General features: G+C 73.7%; 12 protein-coding genes. 9 read left to right on the top strand and 3 right to left on the bottom strand.

The window, feature by feature from the left end:
• The first annotated feature begins 28 nt into the window (after positions 1 to 28).
• Positions 29 to 1,159, top strand: coding sequence for an FAD-dependent oxidoreductase (locus AB0J69_RS14600; RefSeq protein ID WP_364116946.1), 1,131 nt, complete (start codon positions 29 to 31; stop codon positions 1,157 to 1,159).
• Between the two features lie 97 nt (positions 1,160 to 1,256).
• A complete protein-coding gene (locus tag AB0J69_RS14595) occupies positions 1,257 to 1,748 on the top strand; it encodes a hypothetical protein (RefSeq protein ID WP_364116944.1) in 492 nt (163 codons plus the stop codon).
• Here AB0J69_RS14595 and AB0J69_RS14590 read toward each other — a convergent pair.
• Positions 1,718 to 2,974, bottom strand: coding sequence for an MFS transporter (locus AB0J69_RS14590; RefSeq protein ID WP_364116942.1), 1,257 nt, complete (start codon positions 2,972 to 2,974; stop codon positions 1,718 to 1,720). The genes AB0J69_RS14595 and AB0J69_RS14590 overlap by 31 nt on opposite strands.
• A 186-nt stretch (positions 2,975 to 3,160) precedes the next feature.
• Here AB0J69_RS14590 and AB0J69_RS14585 point away from each other — a divergent pair, with 186 nt between their 5' ends.
• Genes AB0J69_RS14585 through AB0J69_RS14565 form a run of 5 tightly spaced genes read left to right on the top strand, consistent with a single transcriptional unit; the run spans position 3,161 to position 11,602 of the window.
• A complete protein-coding gene (locus AB0J69_RS14585) occupies positions 3,161 to 4,879 on the top strand; it encodes a fatty acyl-AMP ligase (RefSeq protein ID WP_364116940.1) in 1,719 nt (572 codons plus the stop codon).
• A complete protein-coding gene (locus AB0J69_RS14580) occupies positions 4,872 to 7,634 on the top strand; it encodes an MMPL family transporter (protein WP_364116938.1) in 2,763 nt (920 codons plus the stop codon). Before AB0J69_RS14585 ends, AB0J69_RS14580 begins: the two co-directional genes overlap by 8 nt.
• A complete protein-coding gene (locus AB0J69_RS14575; RefSeq protein ID WP_364116936.1) occupies positions 7,631 to 8,992 on the top strand; it encodes an MFS transporter in 1,362 nt (453 codons plus the stop codon). The genes AB0J69_RS14580 and AB0J69_RS14575 overlap by 4 nt, the downstream gene beginning before the upstream one ends.
• A gap of 37 nt (positions 8,993 to 9,029) precedes the next feature.
• On the top strand, positions 9,030 to 10,256 hold the full coding sequence (locus AB0J69_RS14570) for a glycosyltransferase (protein WP_364116934.1): 1,227 nt from the start codon (positions 9,030 to 9,032) through the stop codon (positions 10,254 to 10,256).
• Between the two features lie 53 nt (positions 10,257 to 10,309).
• Complete coding sequence (locus AB0J69_RS14565; RefSeq protein WP_364116932.1) at positions 10,310 to 11,602, top strand: hypothetical protein; 1,293 nt, start codon at positions 10,310 to 10,312, stop codon at positions 11,600 to 11,602.
• An 89-nt stretch (positions 11,603 to 11,691) separates the two neighbouring features.
• Here the strand turns inward: AB0J69_RS14565 and AB0J69_RS14560 are convergent, their stop codons facing one another.
• Positions 11,692 to 12,255 carry an extracellular solute-binding protein gene (locus AB0J69_RS14560; protein WP_364116930.1) on the bottom strand — a complete coding sequence of 188 codons (564 nt, stop codon included), beginning with the start codon at positions 12,253 to 12,255 and terminating at the stop codon, positions 11,692 to 11,694.
• A gap of 157 nt (positions 12,256 to 12,412) precedes the next feature.
• Positions 12,413 to 13,480, bottom strand: a complete 1,068-nt coding sequence (locus AB0J69_RS14555) for an alpha/beta hydrolase family protein (protein WP_364116928.1) — start codon at positions 13,478 to 13,480, stop codon at positions 12,413 to 12,415.
• 218 nt (positions 13,481 to 13,698) lie between these two features.
• Between AB0J69_RS14555 and AB0J69_RS14550 the strand changes: the two genes are divergently transcribed.
• Entirely contained in the window at positions 13,699 to 19,680 is a 5,982-nt protein-coding gene (locus AB0J69_RS14550) for a beta-ketoacyl synthase N-terminal-like domain-containing protein (RefSeq protein ID WP_364116926.1), read from the top strand.
• Positions 19,677 to 20,975, top strand: a complete 1,299-nt coding sequence (gene ccrA / locus AB0J69_RS14545) for a crotonyl-CoA carboxylase/reductase (RefSeq protein WP_364116924.1) — start codon at positions 19,677 to 19,679, stop codon at positions 20,973 to 20,975. The genes AB0J69_RS14550 and ccrA overlap by 4 nt, the downstream gene beginning before the upstream one ends.
• Positions 20,976 to 21,051: the final 76 nt, after the last annotated feature.

Genomic DNA, 21,051 nt, shown 5'->3' with positions numbered 1-21,051 from the left:
GCACGTGGTTTCCGGTCACCGTGGTCTCATGAAATCGGTCATTGTGGTCGGAGCGGGCATTTGGGGGTCGTCACTGGCGCTGCGGCTGGCCGAGAGCGGCTGGCAGGTGACGCTGGTCGAGCAGCACAGGCCGGGTCACGTCCGGCAGGCCAGCGCGGGGGAGACCCGGCTGCTGCGCTGCGCGCACGGCGAGGACGACTGGTACGCCCGGCTCGCCTGGCAGGCCAGGGACGGCTGGCGGCGGCTCGGCGAACGGGCCGGCGAGGAGCTGTACCAGGAGGCGGGCATGCTGTGGTTCGCCGGGACGCCGGACGGGTGGGAGCACGCCAGCGCCCGAGTCCTGAAAAATCTGGACATCGCGTGTGAGGTGCTGGACCCCGCCGACGGCGGCAGGTTCTTCCCCGACTTCCGCGGCGACGACCTCAGCTTCCTGCTCTGGGAGCCGCACGCCGGCGTGATCAGGGCCCGGCGGGCCACCCAGGTGACGGCGGGGCTGGCCACGGCTGCCGGGGTATGCCTGGTCAGGGCGCGGGCGGTGCCCGTGGCCGGGGAGGCGGCGCCGTACGCGAGCGCGGTCGAGATCGACGGCGAGGTGCGGCACGCCGACCGGGTGGTCTGGGCGTGCGGCGCGTGGCTGCCCGAGCTGTTCGACGGGCTGCCGATCACCGTGACCAAGCAGGACACGCTGCACTTCGCGGTGCCGCCCGCGTGGTCGGTCCCCGAGACACCGGCCTGGGTGGACCACGGGGCCTCGGCCTACGGGCACGGCGACGTGGACGGGGTGGGGATGAAGGCGACCTCCGACGCGGAGGGGCCGCCGTACGAGCCCGAGCACGGCGAGCGGGTGGTCGACCCGGGCAGCGTCGAGCGGGCCAGGACCTACCTGCGGCGCAGGTTCCCCTCGCTGGCGGCCGCGCCGGTGCTGTTCACCCAGGTCTGCCAGTACGCGCTCACGCCCGACGCCGAGTGGCTGCTCGCCGAGGCGTCACCCGGGGTTTGGCTGCTGGGCGGGGACTCCGGGCACGGGTTCAAGCACGCCCCGGCGCTGGCCGGCTACGTGGCGGGCGTGCTGGACGGCGCGTACGAGCCCGAGCCCCGCTTCGGGCCGCACCCGCGCACCCCCACCCGCGGGCTGAGGACGAGCGGCGAGGTCTGGTAGGGCGCGCCTCACTCCAAGTCGGGGGACGGCGGGCATGATCCGGGCCGGGTGCGCGGCGCACACTTCAAGGACGAACGCGCACGTGAAGGAGCCCGCCATGAGTCCCACCACGATCACCGACCTCCGCCCGACCGAGCACCCGTCGCCCCCGCCCGTCGTCCACACCGCCTCCATGCTCTGGTTGTCGGCGGTCGCGCTCGGCGCGTTCGAAGCCGTGCTGATGATCGCCAGAGAGCTGTACGAGGGCACCTCGGCGCTCGGGGAGTTGCTGCCGGGCGCCGGGTTCCGGCTGGCCGTGTTCGCCGGGGCGGTCTACCTGGCACTGCGGCTGAAGGAGGGGGCGAACTGGGCGCGCTGGACCCTGGCCGGCACGCTCGGCGTGTTCGGCACGCTCTCGCTCGTGGTCGGGCCCGCCCAGTGGTTGCTGGCGGGCGGGTCGATCGGCGAGGCCATGGCCGGGGCCGACGCCGTGGGATGGGCCTTCGCGGCGAGTCGGATCCTGCACGTGCTGGCCGTGCTGGGAGCGGTGGCCCTGATGTTCCAGCCCAGGGCCAACGCCTACTTCAGGTCGGCCGGGGCGGCCGCCTGAGGCTGGGGCGCGCGCAGGTTGCGCACTCCCGGGGACAGCAGCGCGGCCAGCGTGGACACCACGACCAGGACCGCGCAGCCGAGCAGCGACTCCTCCGTACCGAAGAACGCCGCCGCCGGCCCCGCCAGCAGCAGCCCGATCGGGCCGAACATGAGCGACCCGAGCACGTCGTACGAGCTGACCCGCGACAACGACTCGGCCGGGACCTCGCGCTGCATCGTCGTCTGCCACAGCACGCCGAACACGTCGAAGCACACGCCGAGCACGAAGGCCCCGGCCACGATCGCCCAGAGCGGCGAGTCGAGCCCGAGCAGCACGTACGGCAGCGCGGTCGGCAGGCAGAGCAGCACCGCCACCAGGATCGGCCGGCGCGGGCGCAGCCGCAGCGCCACCAGCACGCCGGCGATCGTCCCGACGGCCTCGCCCACCAGGAACGCCGACCAGGCCATCGGGCCGCCCAGCGACTCCTTCGCCAGCAGCGGGCCGAGCACGCCGTGCCCGGCCTGGATGGCCATGACCATCAGCGAGAACTGCGCGACCACCACCCAGATCCACTGCCGCGAGCTGAACTCCCGCCAGCCGTCCCGCAGGTCGCCCAGCACCGAGTGGGCCTCGCCACGGGGACGCTCACCCGGCTGCAGGCGCAACCGCGCGATCAGCACGCCCGCCACGGCGAACATCGCGCCGCTCACGACCAGCGCCCAGCCCCCGCCGAACAGCACCACCGTGCCGCCGCCCAGCACCGCACCCGCCACGCGCGAGGCGTTGGCACCCAGGCCGAGCAGCGCGTTGCCGGTCTGCAGCCGCTCGGCGGGGACGACCTCGGGGATGATCCCGGTGAGCGCCGGGAACGTGATCGCCGTGGCCACCCCGGCCAGCGCCGCCGCCGCGACCAGCGCGGGCAGCGGGGTCCAGCCGGTGAGCAGCATCGCGGCCAGCGCGAAGAACGCGGCCGCCATGAGGAACTCGCCGGTCATCATCACCCGCTGGCGCGGCAGCCGGTCCGCGATCACCCCGCCGACCAGCATGAACAGGATCATGGGCAACGACTCGGCGGTGAGCACCACGGACAGCGTCGAGGCGGTGGCCCCGGGCATGTCGAGAATGGCGAACGCCAGCGCCACGGGGGCGAACGCGCTGCCCAGCATGGAGATCGTCCGTGCTGACAGCAGGAGTGCGAAGCGCCGGTCCCGGAGCAGCTCGAGATCGCTGACAAAACTGTGCACCGGCGCAAACCCCCTGAAAAACTGCCAAACCCCATCATCCTGCCGTAACGTGCGGCCGTTGTCGTGTGCTTATTTATTGTCACGCGGCCAACAAGACCGATCGCGGAATGTGCCGGTGTTTGGCAAGAATCGCGACTGCTTCTCCCGTAATTTGCTAGGTCCCTGCTGACGGCGAGGGGACCAGGCATGCGCGACATGTTGATCGCCCGGGTGGCCCGGTGGGCACGGGAGATCCCTGAGGCGCCCGCGTACACGTTCGTCGACCACCTCGGGGACGGCTCCCGCCGGACGCTCACCTGGGGCGGCGCGGACCTCAGGGCCAGGGCCCTGGCCGTGCGGCTGCGCGAGCTGGCCGGGCCCGGCGACCGGGTGGCGGTGCTCGCGCCGCAGGGGCTCGACTACGTCGTGGCGATGCTCGGTGTGATGTACGCGCGGCTGGTCGCGGTGCCGCTGTTCGCCCCCGGGCTGCCGGGGCACGCCGAGCGGCTGGCCGGGGCGTACGCCGACGCCGGCCCCCTCGTCGTGCTGACCACCACGGCCGCGCTGCCCGGCGTCACCGACTTCCTGGCCACCGCCCCGGCGCCGAAGCACGTGCTCTGCGTGGACACCGTCTCCGACCTGCTCGCCGACGAGTGGGAGGGCGAGCCGGCCGGGCCCGGCGACCTGGCCTACCTGCAGTACACCTCCGGCTCCACCCGCGCGCCGGCCGGGGTCGAGATCACCCACGCGAACCTCACGGCCAACGCCACCCAGCTCTGGGAGGTGTTCCGGGCGCGGCCCAGGACCTCCGTGGCGGCGCTGTGGCTGCCGCTCTTCCACGACATGGGGCTGGTCGCCACCGTGGCGATGCCGATGATGGGCGGGAACCAGGCGGCGTTCATGGATCCGGTGGCGTTCGTCATGCGGCCGGTGCGCTGGCTGCGGCTGCTGTCGGAGTTCGGCGACGTGTTCACCGGCGGGCCCAACTTCGCCTACGAGTACACCGCAGCCCGCGTCAGCCCCCAGGAGAAGGAGGGGCTGGACCTGTCCGGGGTGCGGGTCATGCTGAACGGGGCGGAGCCGGTGCGGCCGGGCGCGATCGAGGCGTTCGACGCGGCGTTCGCCGGGTGCGGGCTGCGGCCGGAGGCGCACACGCCCGCGTACGGGCTGGCCGAGGCCACCGTCTTCGTGACCGCGACCGGACGGGACGAGCGGCCCGTGGTGACCGCGTTCGACCGGGACGCGCTGCGCGACGGGCGGGCGGTGCCTTCCTCGGGCCCGGGGCCGCGCAGCACGCTCGTCTCCTGCGGCCGCCCCCACGGCCAGCTGGTACGCGTCGTCGGCCCGGACGGGCGGGCGCGGCCCGACGGGGAGGTGGGCGAGGTCTGGGTGCAGGGGCCGAACGTGGCCCGCGCCTACTGGCGGGACCCCGGCCGCAGCGCGGAGGCGTTCGGGGCGGTGCTGGAGGGCGCGGACGGGACCTGGCTGCGCACCGGCGACCTCGGCGTGCTGCACGACGGCCGGCTGTACGTCACAGGCCGGATCAAGGACCTGGTCATCGTGGACGGGCGCAACCACTATCCCCAGGACATCGAGGTCACGGTGCAGGAGGCGCACCCGGCGGTGCGTCGGGACCGGGTCGCGGCCTTCGCGGTGCCGGGGGAGCCACCCGGCGAGCCGCCCGGGGAGCCCCGCGTGGCGTCGGCCGGGGAGCGGCTGGTGGTGGTGGCCGAGCGGTCGCGGCTCGGGCTGGACGCGGACGCCGGCGAGGTGGGCCGGGCGGTGCGCGCGGCGGTCTGGAAATATCACGAACTATCGGTGCATGACTTCGTGCTGACCGGCGCCGGGGCCGTGCCGAGGACGTCCAGCGGGAAGATCGCCCGGCGGGCGTGCTTGCGGGCGTACCTGGAGGGCGCCCTTGTTTGAGCGGGCGGGTCGCCTGGTCTACCGCGGCAGGTGGACGCTGCTGGTGCTGACGCTGGCGGCGGCCCTCCTGGTGGTGCCGCTGGGGCTGGAACTGTTCGGGCGGATGGCGGACGGCGGCTTCGAGGACCCGCGCGCCGACTCCACGACCGCCGCGCGCTGGAACGACCAGTGGTACGGCGGCCACGCCCCCGACGTGGTCGTCCTCTACCGGCACCCCTCGGTCGAGGTGCGCGACCCCCGGTACAAGCGGGCCGTGCACGACTCGCTGCGCCGGTTGCCGGCCGAGCACGTGCGCCGGATGGTCACGTACTGGACGACCGGGGCGAAGGAGATGGTGTCCCGCGACGGGCATTCGACGTACGCGCTGGTCACGCTGAAAGGCGACGAGCAGCGCGCGTACGCGGCCATAGCCGCGCGGCTCAGGAACGTCGAGAACCTGTACGTGTCCGTCGGCGGCGCGGTGCCGCTGCTGAAGGAGCTCAACGACCAGACCGCCGCCGACCTCGCCCGCGCCGAGGCCATCTCCATGCCGGTGCTGCTGGTGCTGCTCGTCGTGGTGTTCGGCAGCCTGGTGGCGGCCGGGCTGCCGCTGCTCGTGGGGCTGCTCGCGGTGCTCGGCGCCCTGGTGCTGTTACGGCTGCTCACCGAGGTCACCGAGGTCTCCGTCTTCTCCCTGAACGTCGTCACCATGCTCGGGCTCGGCCTGGCCATCGACTACTCGCTGTTCGTGCTCAAGGCGTTCAGGGAGGAGATCGGGCGCGGGGCCTCGAACGAGCAGGCCGTGGTGCGCACGATGGCCACCGCCGGGCGCACCGTGGCCTTCTCCGGGCTGACGGTGGCCACGGCGCTGCTGGGGCTGCTGCTGTTCCCGCAGATGTTCCTGCGCTCGATCGGGCTCGGAGCGGCGGCCGTGGTGCTGGTCGCGATGGGCGCCGCGCTGGTCGTGCTGCCCGCCGTCCTGGGGATACTCGGGCCCCGCGTGAAGGCCCTGCGCCTGACGCCCGACTTCGGGCGGCGGGAAGGCGGCGGGGTGTGGCACGCCGTCGCCTCCAGCGTGATGCGGCGGCCGCTGCTGTACCTCGTGGTCGTGACCGTGGTGCTGGTCTCGCTGGCGGTGCCCTTCCTGCACGTCAAGTTCGGGAACGTGGACCACCGCGTGCTGCCCGCCGCCTCCGAGGGCCGCCGGGTGGCCGAGACGCTCGATCGGGACTTCGCCAGGAACGCCATGTCGCCGATCGACGTACACGTCCTGGTCGAACGCACCTTCACCGGCGAGCCCGCCGTCCCCGGGCCGCTCGGCCAGGGCCACACGCCGATCAGCGCCGTCACGCCGGTGAGCCCCGTGGACGTCCGGCCCCTGGTGACCCGGCTGAAGCGGCTGCCCCACGTCACGGGGGTCGACGTGGCCGGGCTCGCGCAGGACGGCGGCGCGGTGCGGCTGTCCGTGCGCTACGACCGGGATCCCATGTCGGACGAGGCCCGCTCGCTCGTACGGTCGATCCGGGCGATGACGCTGGAGCCGAACGTGCGCCGGGTGGTGGTCGGCGGGGCCACCGCCGCGCAGCTGGACCTGCAGGACAGCCTGCTCGCGACCCTGCCGTGGATGGCGCTGGTGGTGTGCGCGGTGACGTGGGTGCTGCTGTTCGCCGCGTTCGGGTCGCTGGTGCTGCCCGTGAAGGCGTTGCTGATGAACGTCCTGTCGATCGGCGCCTCGTTCGGGGTGATCGTGTGGGCCTTCCAGGACGGTCATCTGGCCTCCGTGCTCCGGTTCACCTCCACCGGGTCCATCGAGGCGACCGTGACCGTGCTCATCCTGGCCGTGGTGTTCGGGCTTTCGATGGACTACGAGCTGTTCCTGCTGTCGCGGGTGCGGGCGGAGTGGCTGCGCACGGGGGACAACACGGCGGCCGTGGCGGCGGGGCTGCAGCAGACGGGCGGGGTGATCACCAGCGCGGCGTTGCTGCTGCTGGTGGTGATCGGGGCGTTCTCCACGGCGGGGATCACGATCGTGAAGCTGCTGGGGGTGGGGATGTTCGTGGCGATCGTGGTGGACGCCACGCTGGTGCGGGGGCTGCTGGTGCCGGCGTCGATGCGGTTGCTGGGCGGGGCGAACTGGTGGCTGCCCCGATCGTGGCGCCGCCTCCACCACCACATCGACCTCCACCCCCCGTCCCCTCCCCGCCCGCCGTCCCCACCTCACCTGCCGTCCCCTCCCCGCGCCTCGTCCGCTTCCCGCGACCAGTCCGCTCTCAGTGACCCGTCCCTCCACCGATCCCCGCCGCGCCGCCCGTCCCCGTCCCATTCCCCGTCCGGGCACCCACCCTCGCCACCACGCGCGGCGCTGCCTGCGCCGGGGCAGCCTGGCGCCACCGCATCGCGGAGTGCGGCGTCGCGTGCGAGCGCCCCGCCCCAGGCCGCCCCGCCGCCTGCGTCGGTGCCGTTCGCGTCCGAGGCGCTGCCGGATGCGGCGCCGACCGCGGGTGCGCGAACTTCTCACGACCGGAGGACCCCCCGGACGCCGGCCGGTGTGGAGGGCGCGTGGCGGGATCCCGGGGAGTCGCCGGTGGTGACCTTCAAAGGGCGGCCGGCCGTTTTCGGGGCGGACACCGATCCCGTTCCTCTGCCCGCCGATCCACGGGAGGCCGTCGAGCCGGCCGGGGAGCGGCCCGGGTGGGTGCGGGTGGGGCGGGGGCGTACGAGGGTGGTGCGGGCCCGGCCCGGTGGTGGGTGGACCTGGGTGGAGGTGGACGAGTGAGCCTGGCCGTCACCCGAGTGCGGCGGCCCGCCGGGGTCTGGCCGCTGTTCGTCGTCACCGGCCTGGCCGGGTTCATGACGACGCTGGACAACACGGTCGTCACCGTCGCGCTCCCCAGCATCCAGCGCGACCTCGGCGCCCGGCTGACCGCCCTGGAGTGGGTCGCCACCGGGTACATCCTGACCTTCGCGGGCCTCATGCTCGCCGGCGGGAGGCTGGCCGACGTCCACGGGCATCGGCGGGTGCTGCTGGCGGGGCTGGGCACGTTCACGGTGGCCTCGCTCGGTGCGGGGCTCGCCGGGTCGATCCAGGTGCTGATCGCCGCCCGCCTCGTCCAGGGGGCCGGGGCGGCGTTGGTCCTGCCTGCGACGCTGGCCATGCTGGCCGGGCGGGAGGAGCGGCAGCGGTCCATGGGGGTGGCCGTGTGGATGGCCTCCGGGGCGGCGGCGCTGGCGCTGGGGCCCGTGGTGGGCGGGCTGCTCAGCCAGCACGTGCACTGGAGCTGGGTGTTCCTGGTCAACGTGCCGATGGGGGCGGTGGTCATGGGGCTGGCCACCGTGGCTGTTCCGGCGGGAGTTGGTGGTTCCGAGGCGGGGCGGGGGGTGGATCGGGCCGGGACGGCGGGGTCGGTGGTGTTCCTGGCGGCGGGGACGTTCGCGTTGATCCACGGCGGCGAGTACGGGTGGGGGTCGCCGGTCGTCGTGGGCGGGCTGGTCGCCTGTGCGGGGGGTGGGGTGGTGTTCGCGGTGGCCGAGCGGCGGGCCCGCGAGCCGATGGTGGATCTGGGGCTGTTCGCGGCGCGGAGTTTCGCCGGCGGGGTGGTCGCCCAGGTGCTCTGGGGGCTCGGCGTGAACGGGGTGTTCTTCTACACCGCGATCTTCCTGCAGGGCGTGCTGGGGTTCACGCCCACGGCCTCCGGGATGGCGTTCGTGCCGCTGGCGCTGCTGGTGGTGCTGGTCACGCCGCTGGCGCCGGCGGTGGAGCGGCGGCTGGGGGCCGGGCGGACGGTGGCCGCCGGGCTGGTCCTCGTGGCCTTGGGCATGGCGCTGGCCGCCACGCTGCAGACGGGGGACGGGTGGGGGCGGCTGCTGCCCGCCGTATGCGCGATCGGGGTGGGGTCGGCGCTGACCATGCCGCTGGGGTCGGCGGTGCTGGGTGCCGTGCCGGAGTCGAGGGCCGGGGTGGCGGGCGGCATCTTCTCGGTGAGTCGTGAAATTTCGGGACTGTTCGGGATTGCTGCGGTCGGGGTGGTCGTGCAGGCCGGGGGTGGGTTCGCCGCCGGGTACGCGGCTGGGCTGCTGGTGGCGGCCGGGTTGGTGCTGGTCGGGGCGTTGGTCAGCCTGGTGGCCCTGCCATGAGGGATGCCGTGGCCCTTCCCGTGAGGCCGGTGGCGGCGTGAGGGTAGCCGTGCTCGGGATCGGATCGCGGGGGGACGTGCAGCCTTGTGCGGCGCTGGCCCGGGGGCTGGCCGGGCGGGGGCATGTGGTGACGCTCGTCGCCGCCGGGCGGTACGCGGGGCTGGGCGGTCCCGGTGTGACGTTCGCCCCCATGAGCGTGGATCCCCTGGCGGTGACGGAGAGCGAGGCGGGGCGGCGGTGGCTGGCGAGCGGCCCCCTGGGATTCGTACGGGGTTTGCGCACCGTCGTCGAACCGCTGGCCGCCGTCCTGGTCAAGGAGGTGGACGCCGCCTGCGCCGATGCGGACCTGGTCCTCGCCCCCGCCCTGGGCGCCTTCGGCAGGCATCTCCACGAACGGTACGGAATGCCGTACCGGATCCTGCATTTCCAGCCCAGCGAGCCGACCCGCGAGTTCCCGAACCCCCTGGTGCCCCGGGCGACCCTGGGCCCGCTGGGGAACCGGGCCAGCTACGCCCTGGTCGAGCGGCTCGGCTGGATGGTGCTCGGCCGCATGGTGAACCGGTTGCGGGCGGGCGTCCTGGGGCTGGGGCCGATGCGCGGCAGCCCGTTCGCGGCCGACCGGCGGGCGCGGGTGCCGGTGTTGTGCGGGGTCAGCCCCCTGGTGGTGCCCCGGCCCGCCGACTGGTCCGGGCACGTGCACATGACCGGTTACTGGCGTCTGAGCGGCCGGGCCACGTCTACCGGCAGGCCGGGGTGGCTCGGTGGGATCGAGGATTTCCTGGGGGCGGGGCCGCCGCCCGTGTTCGTGGGGTTCGGGAGCATGGTGCCCGGGGCGCCCGAGCGGGTGGCCGATGAGGTGGTGGCCGCCCTGCGGAAGGCGCGGATGCGGGGGGTCGTCCAGGGGCTGCCTGTGACGGAGAACGATGACGTCCGGGTGGTGGGTGAGGTGGCGCACGATCTTTTGTTCGCCGAAATGGCGGCCGTTGTTCATCATGGCGGCGCGGGGACCACTGGAACAGGGCTTGCGTCAGGTGTGCCCAACATTGTTTGCCCGTTCTTCTCCGATCAGCCGTTCTGGGGGCGCAGGGTGGCGGCGCTCGGGGCGGGGCCGGCGCCGTTGCCGATCAGGGTGCTGAGCAGGGACGGGCTGGCCGCGCGGCTGCTGGCCGTACCGAAATATCAAAGAAAATCGGCTCAACTGGGGCGGCTACTTCGCGTCGAGGACGGCGTGAAGAGCGCCATGGATCTCATTGAACGTTGTTGATCGTACAGATATTGTGCGATATGCCCGCGATCACCCCCTGGAAGTAAGGTGCCATGAGACGGCGGCTACGGCAGGTCTTCATCATCGGACTCACCCTCTCGCTCCTCGGCATCGGCGTTCCCGCCTGGTCGGAGGACGACGACAGGAGCTGCAACGACCTGATGTCGGCCGACACCCCGGCGTACGTCGTCTGCCGCTGGATGGCCACGCCCGAAGAGGCCCTGGACATCGCCAAGTTCTGGCTCGAGAACGACGGCCAGCACATGATCGAGGCCGGCCCGCAGAACCCGATCACGGTGGACTGCAGCGAGCCGGGCAACGAGTGCCCCACCGACTCCGAGGGTGACGGCGAGATGCACGACGTCGGCGAGCCCGACGTGCCCGGCGCCGAGGACGGCGGCACGCCGGAGTGCCAGAACGGCGAGCAGTGCTACGTCGACCCGAGCGAGATCACCGCTGCCGAGAAGACCGCGGCCAAGGAGACGCCGGCCGGCCAGGCCGCGCAGGCCGTCGCCCAGACGACCATGCGCGTCTGGATCGAGACCGAGCTCGCCGACGACTACAAGGACGGCAAGCTCGCCGAGGCCGCCAAGAAGATCGCCGCGCTGGCCGCCGCGCAGCCCGGCGTCGTGGGCGTCAGGTTCACCTCGCAGCTCGGCTACAACCAGACCTTCGCCACGGCCGAGGAGCTGGAGAAGTTCGTCGTCGAGACCACGACCGCGCTGCGCGCGCTGCTGCCGGGCAAGAAGTTGTCCGCGCACACGGTGGTGCCGCTGCTCGGCTGTGGCGCGAACGACGCCTGCAAGGCCGAGATGACCAAGAAGTACCCGCTGCTCGACCCCGAGCGCATCGGCGCCTGGCTGAACAAGGGGTACATCGACCAGCTCGCGCTCGACAACGGCCACCTGGCCACCGAGTACGCCACCTGGAAGATCGACGCCGCCGAGGCGCAGCGCAACCAGTGGATCCAGGTCCGCGCCCGCTCCTGGGACGCCTACGCGCAAATCGCCGCCGAGGACGCCTCCTTCGCCGCCACCGGGGCCGCCAAGCTCAACGAGGAGCAGGCCACCAAGGCGATCACCGAGCGCATCGCCACCCCGCTGCAGAACGACGCCGCCGAGACGGTCACGCTGTGGAGCCGCTGGCAGACCGACCAGGGGCAGGTCAACCGGGTGTACGGCGAGAAGTGGGCGGCGAACGTCACCTGGGACCAGCTCAAGAAGCTCGGCTCGATCCGTGCTCGCCTGGCCACCATCTACGACCCGGCCAACCCCGAGGTGGACATGGCCACTGACCTGAAGAACCTGTCCGAGGTGTTCGGCCAGGTCTACCTGCACACCTCCTGAACCCGGGCTGCCCGGAAGGGGCCGGACACCGCTTGAGCGGCGGTGTCCGGCCCCTTTCGCGTGTCCCGCCGTACTCCGGCGCGGGCGGGTCAGCCGAAGAGGCCGTTGACGGTGGCGTTGGCCTGGTCGAGGGCGTTGACGTCGCTCTTGAAGGAGAAGATCGAGTCCATGGTCTCCGTCATGGTGGCCGTGACGTCGGCCCAGTGGTCGGCGATCGGCGCCAGGTGCGTGGTGCCTTCCTGGACGTGCATGGTGAACGGCTTGACGTCGATGCCCGCGGCGGCGAACGCCTGCTCGGCCTTGGCCGTAGCGGTCTTGATGGCCGGGAACACAGTCGCCTCCTTGGCCACGATCTCCTCCTGGCACGCCGGCGAGCCGAGGAACTTGACCCACGCCCACGCGGCCTCGGGGTTGTCCGTGCTCGCCGAGATGTTGTCGGCCAGGCCGTTGAACAGGCTCGCCCGCTTACCGATGGGCCCGACCGGGGTCGGGGCGAGGGCCGACTTCACGTCCTTGAGCGCCCAGTAGCTCTTGGTGTTCCAGCTGCCCTCGGTGACCATCGCGTACTTGCCGGCCCCGTACGCGTCGATCTGCCCGACGCCCGAGTTGACGATGTCCTGTCCCCGCTGGTCTACATCAGGCAGCCGAAACACTGGGGGATCGAGGTCACCGGCTCGCTGCCGGGCGTCGGCCTCCCGGCCACGGCCCCCTACACGGTGTCGCTGCCGCTCGACGGCGTCCTCGGCACCGAGGGGATCGAGGTCATCGGGGCGAGGAACCGCAAGAGGTTCGACGTCCCGTAGGTCGCGCTCAAACCCGCAGAGCTTCGCGGATCATCGGATACGAGTTCTTGAACTCGCGGATCCAGTACGGCCAGGTGTGCGTGCCGTTGCCGTACAGGTGCAGCGTGTGCGGGATGCCGAGCTGCTTGAGCCGCTTGCTCAGGGCCTTTCCCGTGTACGCCGAGACGGGCTCGCCCAGGTGCGCCGGATGCCACGGCGACCCGGGCGGGTCCAGCGGCCCGTTGAAGCTGTTGGTCCCGCTGGAGAGGTAGAGGCGCACGCCCTTCAGGTTCGCGGCGAGGGCCATGGGGTCGTTCGCGGCCCAGACCCGTTTGTCGCGCTTGGGGTGGCCCCACAGCGCCAGCGGGTCCTGCTTCTCGCTGGCCTGCGCGTTCATGATGATCGCCGGGATGCCGGGCAGCCGGGTGGCCAGGATGCCGCTGTACGCGCCGGCGAAGCGGAACATGCCGGGGTTGCGGGCGGCGTACTTGACGGCCCCGTACGCGCCCATCGACAGGCCCGCGATCGCGCGGCGGGTTCCGGCGCGGTAGCCGATCTCCAGCAGGCGGCGCACCTCGTAGGTGTGGAACGTGGCCCAGGACGGCGGGCCGCCCCTGCCGCCGTTGTGCCAGTCCGAGTAGTTGCCGGCGCGGCCGGCCTCCGGCATGACGACGATGGCGTCCAGGTTCTTGGTGAAGGCGGATATGTCGGTCATGCGGGTCCACGAGGTGTAGTCGTCCGCGCCGCCGTGCAGCAGGTAGAGGACCGGCCACGTCCGCCTGGCGGTCTTCGACCAGCCCCGGGGGAGGAGCAGGCGGACCGGGAGCAGGCGGCCGACCGACGGCGAGGAGACGAGCACGTCCAGCGTTCGGGCGTCGAGGCGGCGCTCGCGCACCACGCGGGCGGTCCCGGGCAGCGCCTTCTGCCAGGGGAGGTGGCCGGTGTCCCGGGCGGGCGGAGAGGTCGCCGGCGGTCCCGTGGGGGACGGTTCCCCGTCGGGGACGATGGACCAGTCGGGGTCGGCTCGGGCGGGGGAGACCCCGGGGCCGGACACGACGAGCAGCAGCGTCGTCGCCAGTGCCAGCAAGCCACGCATGGTCGGATGCCCTTCGCTGTGGGTGCAGGCGAGGCTAGGCGGTGCGGCGGCGGGCGGCTATGAGCTCCGGCAACGAAACCCGGCGCTTGTTGCGCGCTGCCGGATAAATCATCACTCCGGTGACAAAACCCGGCCGAGGAATGTTCCGTCCGGGCCTGCCTCTCGCCCCGGACGGGTGGGTAGGTTGGCCGATCACCCCGGATGCATGGGAGTGATCCATGGACGTACCCGGCGCGGACGAGATCCGCCGCTTCCTCGTGGAGCGGCTCGGCGAGCACGTGGATCCCGATCGGCCGCTGGGCGAGTACGGGCTCTCCTCGCGCGAGGCGGTGGCGGTGGCCGGGGAGCTGGCCGGGCTGCTGGGCCGGGAGCTGAGCCCGACGCTTCTGTGGGAGCACCCGACGATCAACCGGCTGGCCCGGGTGCTGGCCCCCGAGGATCCCCCGGTACGGGCCGCCCCCGCTCCCGGCGAGCCCGTCGCCGTGGTCGGCCTCGGCTGCCGGTTCCCCGGCGCGCACGGGCCCCGGGCGTACTGGGAGCTGCTGATCGAGGGGCGCGACGCGGTCGGCGAGGTGCCGGCGGGGCGGTGGGAGGCGTTCGACGACGGGTCGGCGCGCACCGGGGCGGTGCTGGCGGGCACCACCAGGCACGGAGGGTTCCTGGACGACGTGGCCGGGTTCGACGCGGAGTTCTTCGGCATCGCGCCGGGCGAGGCGGCGGCCATGGACCCGCAGCAGCGGCTGCTCCTGGAGACGGCATGGGAGGCGCTCGAACACGGCGGCATCGCGCCCAGGTCGCTGGCCGGGACGCGTACCGGGGTGTTCACCGGCATCTCCGGCAACGAGTACGCGTACCTGACCGCCTCAGACCTGGCCTCCGTGGACGCCTGGACGGCCACCGGCGCCTCGCCCGGCATCGCCCCGAACCGCCTGTCCTACCTCCTCGACCTGCGCGGCCCCTCCCTGGCCGTGGACACCGCCTGCTCCTCCTCGCTCGTCGCGACCCACCTGGCCGCATCGAGCCTGCGGGCCGGCGAATGCGACCTGGCGCTGGCCGCCGGGGTGAACCTGCTGCTGTCGCCCGTGGTCACGGTGGCCTTCGACCGGGGCGGCGGCACGGCCCCGGACGGGCGCTGCAAGGCGTTCGACGCCTCGGCCGACGGGATGGTGCGGGCCGAGGGGTGCGGGGTGGTGGTGCTCAAGCGGCTGGCGGACGCCGTCCGCGACGGGGACCGGGTGCTGGCGCTGCTCGGCGCGACCGCCGTCAACCAGGACGGCCGCTCCAACGGCCTCGTCGCGCCCAACCCGGAGGCGCAGGAGGCGCTGCTCAGGCAGGTGTACGCGGATCGCGGGCCGGACTACGTCGAGGCCCACGGGACCGGCACGTTCCTCGGCGACCCGATCGAGGCCCGCGCCATCGCCGCCGCCGTCCGCACGCCGGTGCTGCTCGGCTCGGCGAAGACGAACCTCGGCCACCTGGAGGCCGCCGCCGGGATCGCCGGGCTCATCAAGACCGTGCTCGCCCTGCACCACGGGGTGATCCCGCCCAGCCTGCACTTCCGCCACCCGAACCCGTACATCCCGTGGGACACGCTCCAGGTCGTCACCGAGCCGACGCCCTGGCCCAGGCCCGACGCGCGGGCGGGGGTGTCGGCGTTCGGGTTCGGCGGCACGAACGCGCACGTGGTCGTGGACGCGTACGGCCTGCCGCCCGTCGCCGCACCGCGCCCCGCCGCCGTCACTGCCACAGCCAAGCACGTCTTCCTGCTCACCGACACCACCGAGGCCAGGGTCCGCCACCATGCCCGCGTGCTCGCGGACGCCACCGAGGCCGGGGCCCGCGCGCTCGGCGGCCGGCCCCTCGGGGCGAGCCTCCGGGATGTCGCGCACACCCTGGCCAGGCGGGCGGGACGGGGCCGGGTGGCCGCCGCCGTGGCGGCCGCGAGCCCGCAGGAGCTGGCCGAGCGGCTGCGCGACCTCCGGCCCGGGCCACGGCCCTTGGAGGGGGTGGCGAAGGGCCCGGTATGGGTGTTCGGCGGCTACAGCCCCCGCCCGCCCGCACTCGACCTCTACGACACCGAGCCCGCCTACCGGCGCACGATCGACACCCTGGCACCGCTGCTGGCGGCCGAGTCCGGGACGGACCTCCACGACCCGGCCCCCGAGGGCGTCGCCGCGATCCAGCCGATCACCTTCGCCGCGCAGCTCGCCCTGGCGAACCTGTGGCGGGCCTACGGCTTCGAGCCGGCCGCCGTGATCGGGCACTCCATGGGAGAGGTGGCGGCGGCCGTGGTGGCGGGCGGGCTCCCGCTGCGGGACGCGGTCAAGGTCATCTGCACGCGGGCCCGCCTCCTGGGCGGCCTGGGCGGGGACGGCGCGATGGCCGTGGTGGCGGTGGGGGCGGACGAGGTGCCCGGCGACCTGCACGTGGCCGTGTACTCGGCGCCCCGCCAGAGCGTGGTCACGGGAGATCCGGGGCGGGTGGCGGAGTTCGCGGCGGAGGTGGCGGGGCGGGGGCTGTTCGCCAGGACGCTCACTGCCGAGGGTGCGGGGCACTCGCCGCAGGTCAGGCCGCTGCTGCCGGTGCTCAGGGAGGAGCTGGCCACGGTCGCCGGGGGGAAGCCCGGCCTGCCGTACTATTCGACGGTCTTCGAGGACCCCCGGGAGGCGCCGGCGTTCGAGGCCGCGTACTGGGCCGCCGGGGTGCGCCGCCCCGTACGCCTCATGCAGGCCGTGCGCGCGGCGGCCGAGGACGGTTTCACGCTCTTCACCGAGCTGAGCCCCCGCCCCCTGCTGACCGGCGCGCTCCGCGAGACCCTCCCCCCGGCCGCGCTGCTCACCACGGGCGGCTTCCACACCCAGGTGACGACCGCCGCCACCGCCGTCCCGCCGCGTACCAGCGGGCGCGTCGTGGACGTGCCGCACTCACCCTGGCACCACGTACGCCACTGGGCGGCCGCCGTTCCCCGTCGCCGGCACGTGGAGACACCGACCGGACACGCCTGGACGACCACCGTCGAGGGCGGGCCGCTGCTCCGGGTCGAGGCGCTGGCCGGGCTCCTCCACTCGCTGGCCGGGGAGGTGCACGAGGAGGCGGAGCTGCACGATGTCACGCTGCACGCGCTGCTCCCGCTCCCCGCCCAGGTGACGATCACCCTGACGGGCACGGCCTTCTCGCTCTCGGCGAAGAACGCGGCCGGGGTCTGGCACGTGTACGGCACGGCCGGGCTCACCCCCGCCGCCCCCGGCCCCGCCGGGCTGGAGCGGATCCGGCACGTGGCCGTGAGCGGGGCCTTCTCAGGTGCCGAGACCGCGAACTTGCCCCAGGCCGCCGCCCCGGCCACGCTGGACGCCAAGCTGGTCGTACGCGCCTGGGCTCCGCAGTCACCCCGGGGGGCGGGCTCGTCCCGCGCATGGCTCATCCTGGCCGATGAGGGGGATGCGCGGGCGGCCCGCCTCCACTCCCTGCTCACCGTCCGGCCCGGAGCGGAGTCGGTGCTCGTGCTGCCTCCCCGGAGCCTCGACCCGGCCGGGGCACGGCGGGTGCTGCTGGAGGTCGCCGGGCTGGTCGCCCGGGGTGCGCGGGTCACGATCGCGACCGAGCGGGCGCAGGCCGTGCTGGAGGGGGAGCGGCCCGATCCCGGTCCGGCGGCGCTGCGCGGGCTGGTCAGGGTCCTCGCCCTGGAACGTCCCGAGGCCCGCGTCACGCTCGTGGACTTCGACGACCTCGCCGACCTGGCGGCGGAGCTGTCCCGCGACACATCGGGCGACACGACGGGCGACAGGTCGGGCGGCAGGTCGGACGGCACGTCGGGCGGCAGGTCGGGCGGCACGTCGGGCGGCACGGGGGACGGCACGGGGGACGGCACGGGGGACGGTGCAACGGGCGACGAGGTGGCCTGGCGCGGCGGGCTCCGCTACTCGGCCCGCCTGCGCCGCGCCCCGCTCCCACCTGCCCGCCCGACCCCGGTCGCCGGTCCGGGGGCGTACGTGATCACCGGCGGGACCGGCCATCTCGGCCGGCTCGCCGCCCGCTGGCTGGCCGGACGCGGCGCCACCCGCGTCATCCTGAACGCCCGCTCCGGCTCGCCCGCCGACGGGGTCATGCAGGTGGTGACGGGTGATCTCGCCCGGCCCGGTACGGCGGAGCGGCTGGTGGCGGCGGCGACGGCCGGAGGGGTACGGCTGCGCGGCGTGATCCACGCGGCCGGGGTCCTGGACGATCGGCTGATCGACGACCTGGATCCGGAGAGCCTCGATCGCGTGTGGGGGGCCAAGGTCGACGGCGGCCTGCGGCTGCACGAGGCCACCAGGGAGCTGGACCTGGACTGGTGGGTGGCGTTCTCGTCGGCGGCCGGGCTGCTCGGGTCCCCGGGGCAGGCGGCGTACGCGGCGGCGAACGCCTGGCTGGACGGGCTGTGCGAGCTGCGCAGGACCGAAGGGCTGCCCGGGATCAGCATCGCGTGGGGGCCGTGGGCGGGGACGGCGGCCGGGGCGCTGCCCGCGGTGACGCCGCTGACGGCGGAGGAGGGGATCGAGGCGCTGGAGGCGCTGATCCAGCGGGGGTTGTCGGCGGGGGTGGTGAAGGTCGATGCGGGGCAGGCGGCTGCTGTCTTTCCCGAAATATCCCGCATACCGTATTTCTCCGACTTCACCGCCGCAGTCGAGGAGGCCGGGAAGTCCGGCCGCGCCCGGGGCCTCGCCCCCGTCCGGGACCTCGCCGCTCCCCGGGGTCTCGCCGCGCCGGTCCCTGGGGAGGCGCCGGCCGCGGTCAAGGAGCGGGTGGCGGTCGTGCTGGGGGTGGCGGCAGACCGGCTGGGCGAGGAGACGGTGCTGACCGACCTGGGCCTGGACTCCCTGGCCGCGACCCGGTTGCGAGGCATGATCGAGCACGACCTCGGCGTCACCGTGCCGACCGCGCCGCTGCTCACGGGCGCCACCGTGGGCACCCTCGTGCGGATGGTCGAGACCGGCCTGGGACCGGCGGTCCCGGCCCGGGAGGGTGCCGCGACGGCGGCGGATGCGCCGGATCGGGACGGCGGCGGGACCGAGCCGGACGGGGCGCCGGACATCCGGACTAGGGACATCCGGGCGGAGGGCGTCAGGGCGGGGGACATCCGGGCGGAGGGCGTCAGGGCGGAGGGCGTCGGGGCGGGGGACACCCGGAAGAGCGACGTCGGAGCAGGGGGCGTCGGGGCGAGGGATGCGGCGGAGCGGCAGGTGGTGCGGGTGCTGGCCGGGCTCCTCGGGCGCGAGCCCTCCGTCACGGAGCCCGTCGCGCCCGGCGTCGTGACGCGGGCCCTCGACCTCCTGAGCCGCGAGCTGGGCAGGCCGATCCCGCCGCCTGAGCCGGGCCCGGTCAGCGCGGCGGGGCTCGCGGACGTCGTACGGGCTCTCGACGAGGCGGAGGCCGGGCGGGAGAGCCTGCGCCGCCTGAACGCGGTCACCACCGGACGGCCGCTCTTCCTCGCCCACCCCGCCGGCGGCACCACCGGCGTGTACGCGCTGCTCGCCGACCGGCTCCCCGTCCCCGTCGTCGGCCTCGAACGCCTGGACGGCGCCGGTGACATCCACGAGCGCGCGGACCGCTACGTGGCGGCGATCAAGGGCACGGGGCCGGGACCGTACCGGGTCGGCGGGTGGTCGTTCGGCGGCGTCCTGGCGTTCGAGATCGCCGGTCGGCTGGGTGGCGAGGTCGAGCTGGTGGCCATGATCGACGCGGGTTTGCCCGAGCCGGTGCCGGAAGCGGCCAGGCGCGGGATCGAGGCCCGGCGTTACGCGGACTTCGCGGCCTACCTCCGCAAGACGTACGGCGTGGCCGTGCGCCTCGACCCGGCCGAGCTCGCGGACCTGGACGAGCCGGCCCGGACGGACCTCGTCCGCGCCAGGCTGTCGGCGGCCCTCCACGTGCTGCCCGCGCCCATCCTCCGCCACCAGCTCACCTCGCACGAGGACACCAGGGCCCTCGAACGCCACCGCCCGGCCCCGTACGACGGCCGGGTCGTCCTCTACCGCTCCACGGATCCCACCCCCTGGGCCGTACGGGACCCCCGCTACGCCCACGACGGCGACCCGGCCAGGGGCTTCGCCCCGTACAGCGCGAACCTGGAGATCGTCGAGATCCCTGGATCGCACCACCTCGACCTGCTCGATCCCCCGCACATCGAGGTCATCGCCGAGCACCTGAGAGGACTGCTATGACGCTGGCAGAGGCAGTGGTCGCGAGCGCGGCACCCGCCGAGCTGGAGCGCCTGGACGTGCCCGCGACCTACCGGGCGGCCCACCTGCGCAAGGACGAGGTGGGCACGTTCGAGCAGGGCGCCGCCGACAAGGACGTGCGCAGGACGTTGCACGTCGGCGAGGTGCCCATGCCGGAGCTGGCCGCGGACGAGGTCCTGGTGGCGGTGATGGCCGGCGCGATCAACTTCAACACCGTGTGGTCGGCGATGTTCGAGCCGATCCCGACGTTCGCGTTCCTGGAGCGGCTGGGGCGCACGGACCCGAGGCACGACCTGCCGACGCACGTGCTCGGCTCGGACGCGGCGGGCGTGGTCGTCCGGACCGGCGCGGCGGTACGCAGGTGGCACCCCGGCGACCGGGTGGTCACCAGCCCCGCCTACGTGGACCCCGAGGACCCGGTCGTCCAGCACGACGGCATGCTGGCGGCCGACCTGCGGGCCTGGGGCTTCGAGACGAACTTCGGCGGCCTGGCCGACTTCGCCGTGGTCAAGGCCACCCAGCTGCTCGCCAAGCCCCGCCATTTGAGCTGGGAGGAGGCGGCCTGCAACATGTTGTGCGCCTCGACCGCCTACCGGATGCTGGTCGGCGAGCGCGGCGCGCGGATGAAGCAGGGCGACGTGGTGCTGCTGTGGGGCGCGACGGGCGGCCTCGGCGGGTACGGCGTGCAGCTCGTCCGCAACGGCGGCGGCATCCCCGTCGGCGTCGTGAGCTCTCCGGAGAAGGCCGAGCTGCTGCGCCGGATGGGCTGCCCGCACGTCGTGGACCGCTCGCAGTTCGAGGACCTGGGCGACGAGAAGGCGTGGCGGCGGCTGGGAGCCGAGGTCAGGCGGCTGGTGGGAGAGGACCCGGCCATCGTGTTCGAGCACACGGGCCGGGAGACGTTCGGCGCCTCGGTCTATGTCGCCAGGAGGGGCGGCGCGGTGGTGACGTGCGGGTCGTCCACCGGGTACGCCCACGAGTACGACAACCGCCACCTGTGGATGAAACTCAAGCGGATCATCGGCTCCCACGGAGCGAACTACCAGGAGTGCCACGAGGTCAACCGGCTCATCTCGCTCGGCCTGGTCCACCCCACGCTCTCCACCGTCTACCCGCTGACCGAGGCGGCGGACGCGACCCGCGCCGTGCAGCTCAACCGGCACGTGGGCAAGGTCGGCGTGCTGGCCCTGGCCCCGGAGGAGGGCCTCGGCATCGAGGACCACGAGCTGCGCGCGCGGATCGGCGAGGACCGCCTGCGGCTGTTCCGGACCGGCTGAAACCCGCCGGGCATATGTCGGAGTGGAATGCTCCGTTACGCGCGACACGAGCATCGTCAATTTCGGTATCTTGCGT

The organism is Nonomuraea sp. NPDC049709 (genome assembly GCF_040674815.1).
GTDB lineage: Bacteria > Actinomycetota > Actinomycetes > Streptosporangiales > Streptosporangiaceae > Nonomuraea.
This window is presented reverse-complemented; position numbering and strand designations above follow the sequence as displayed.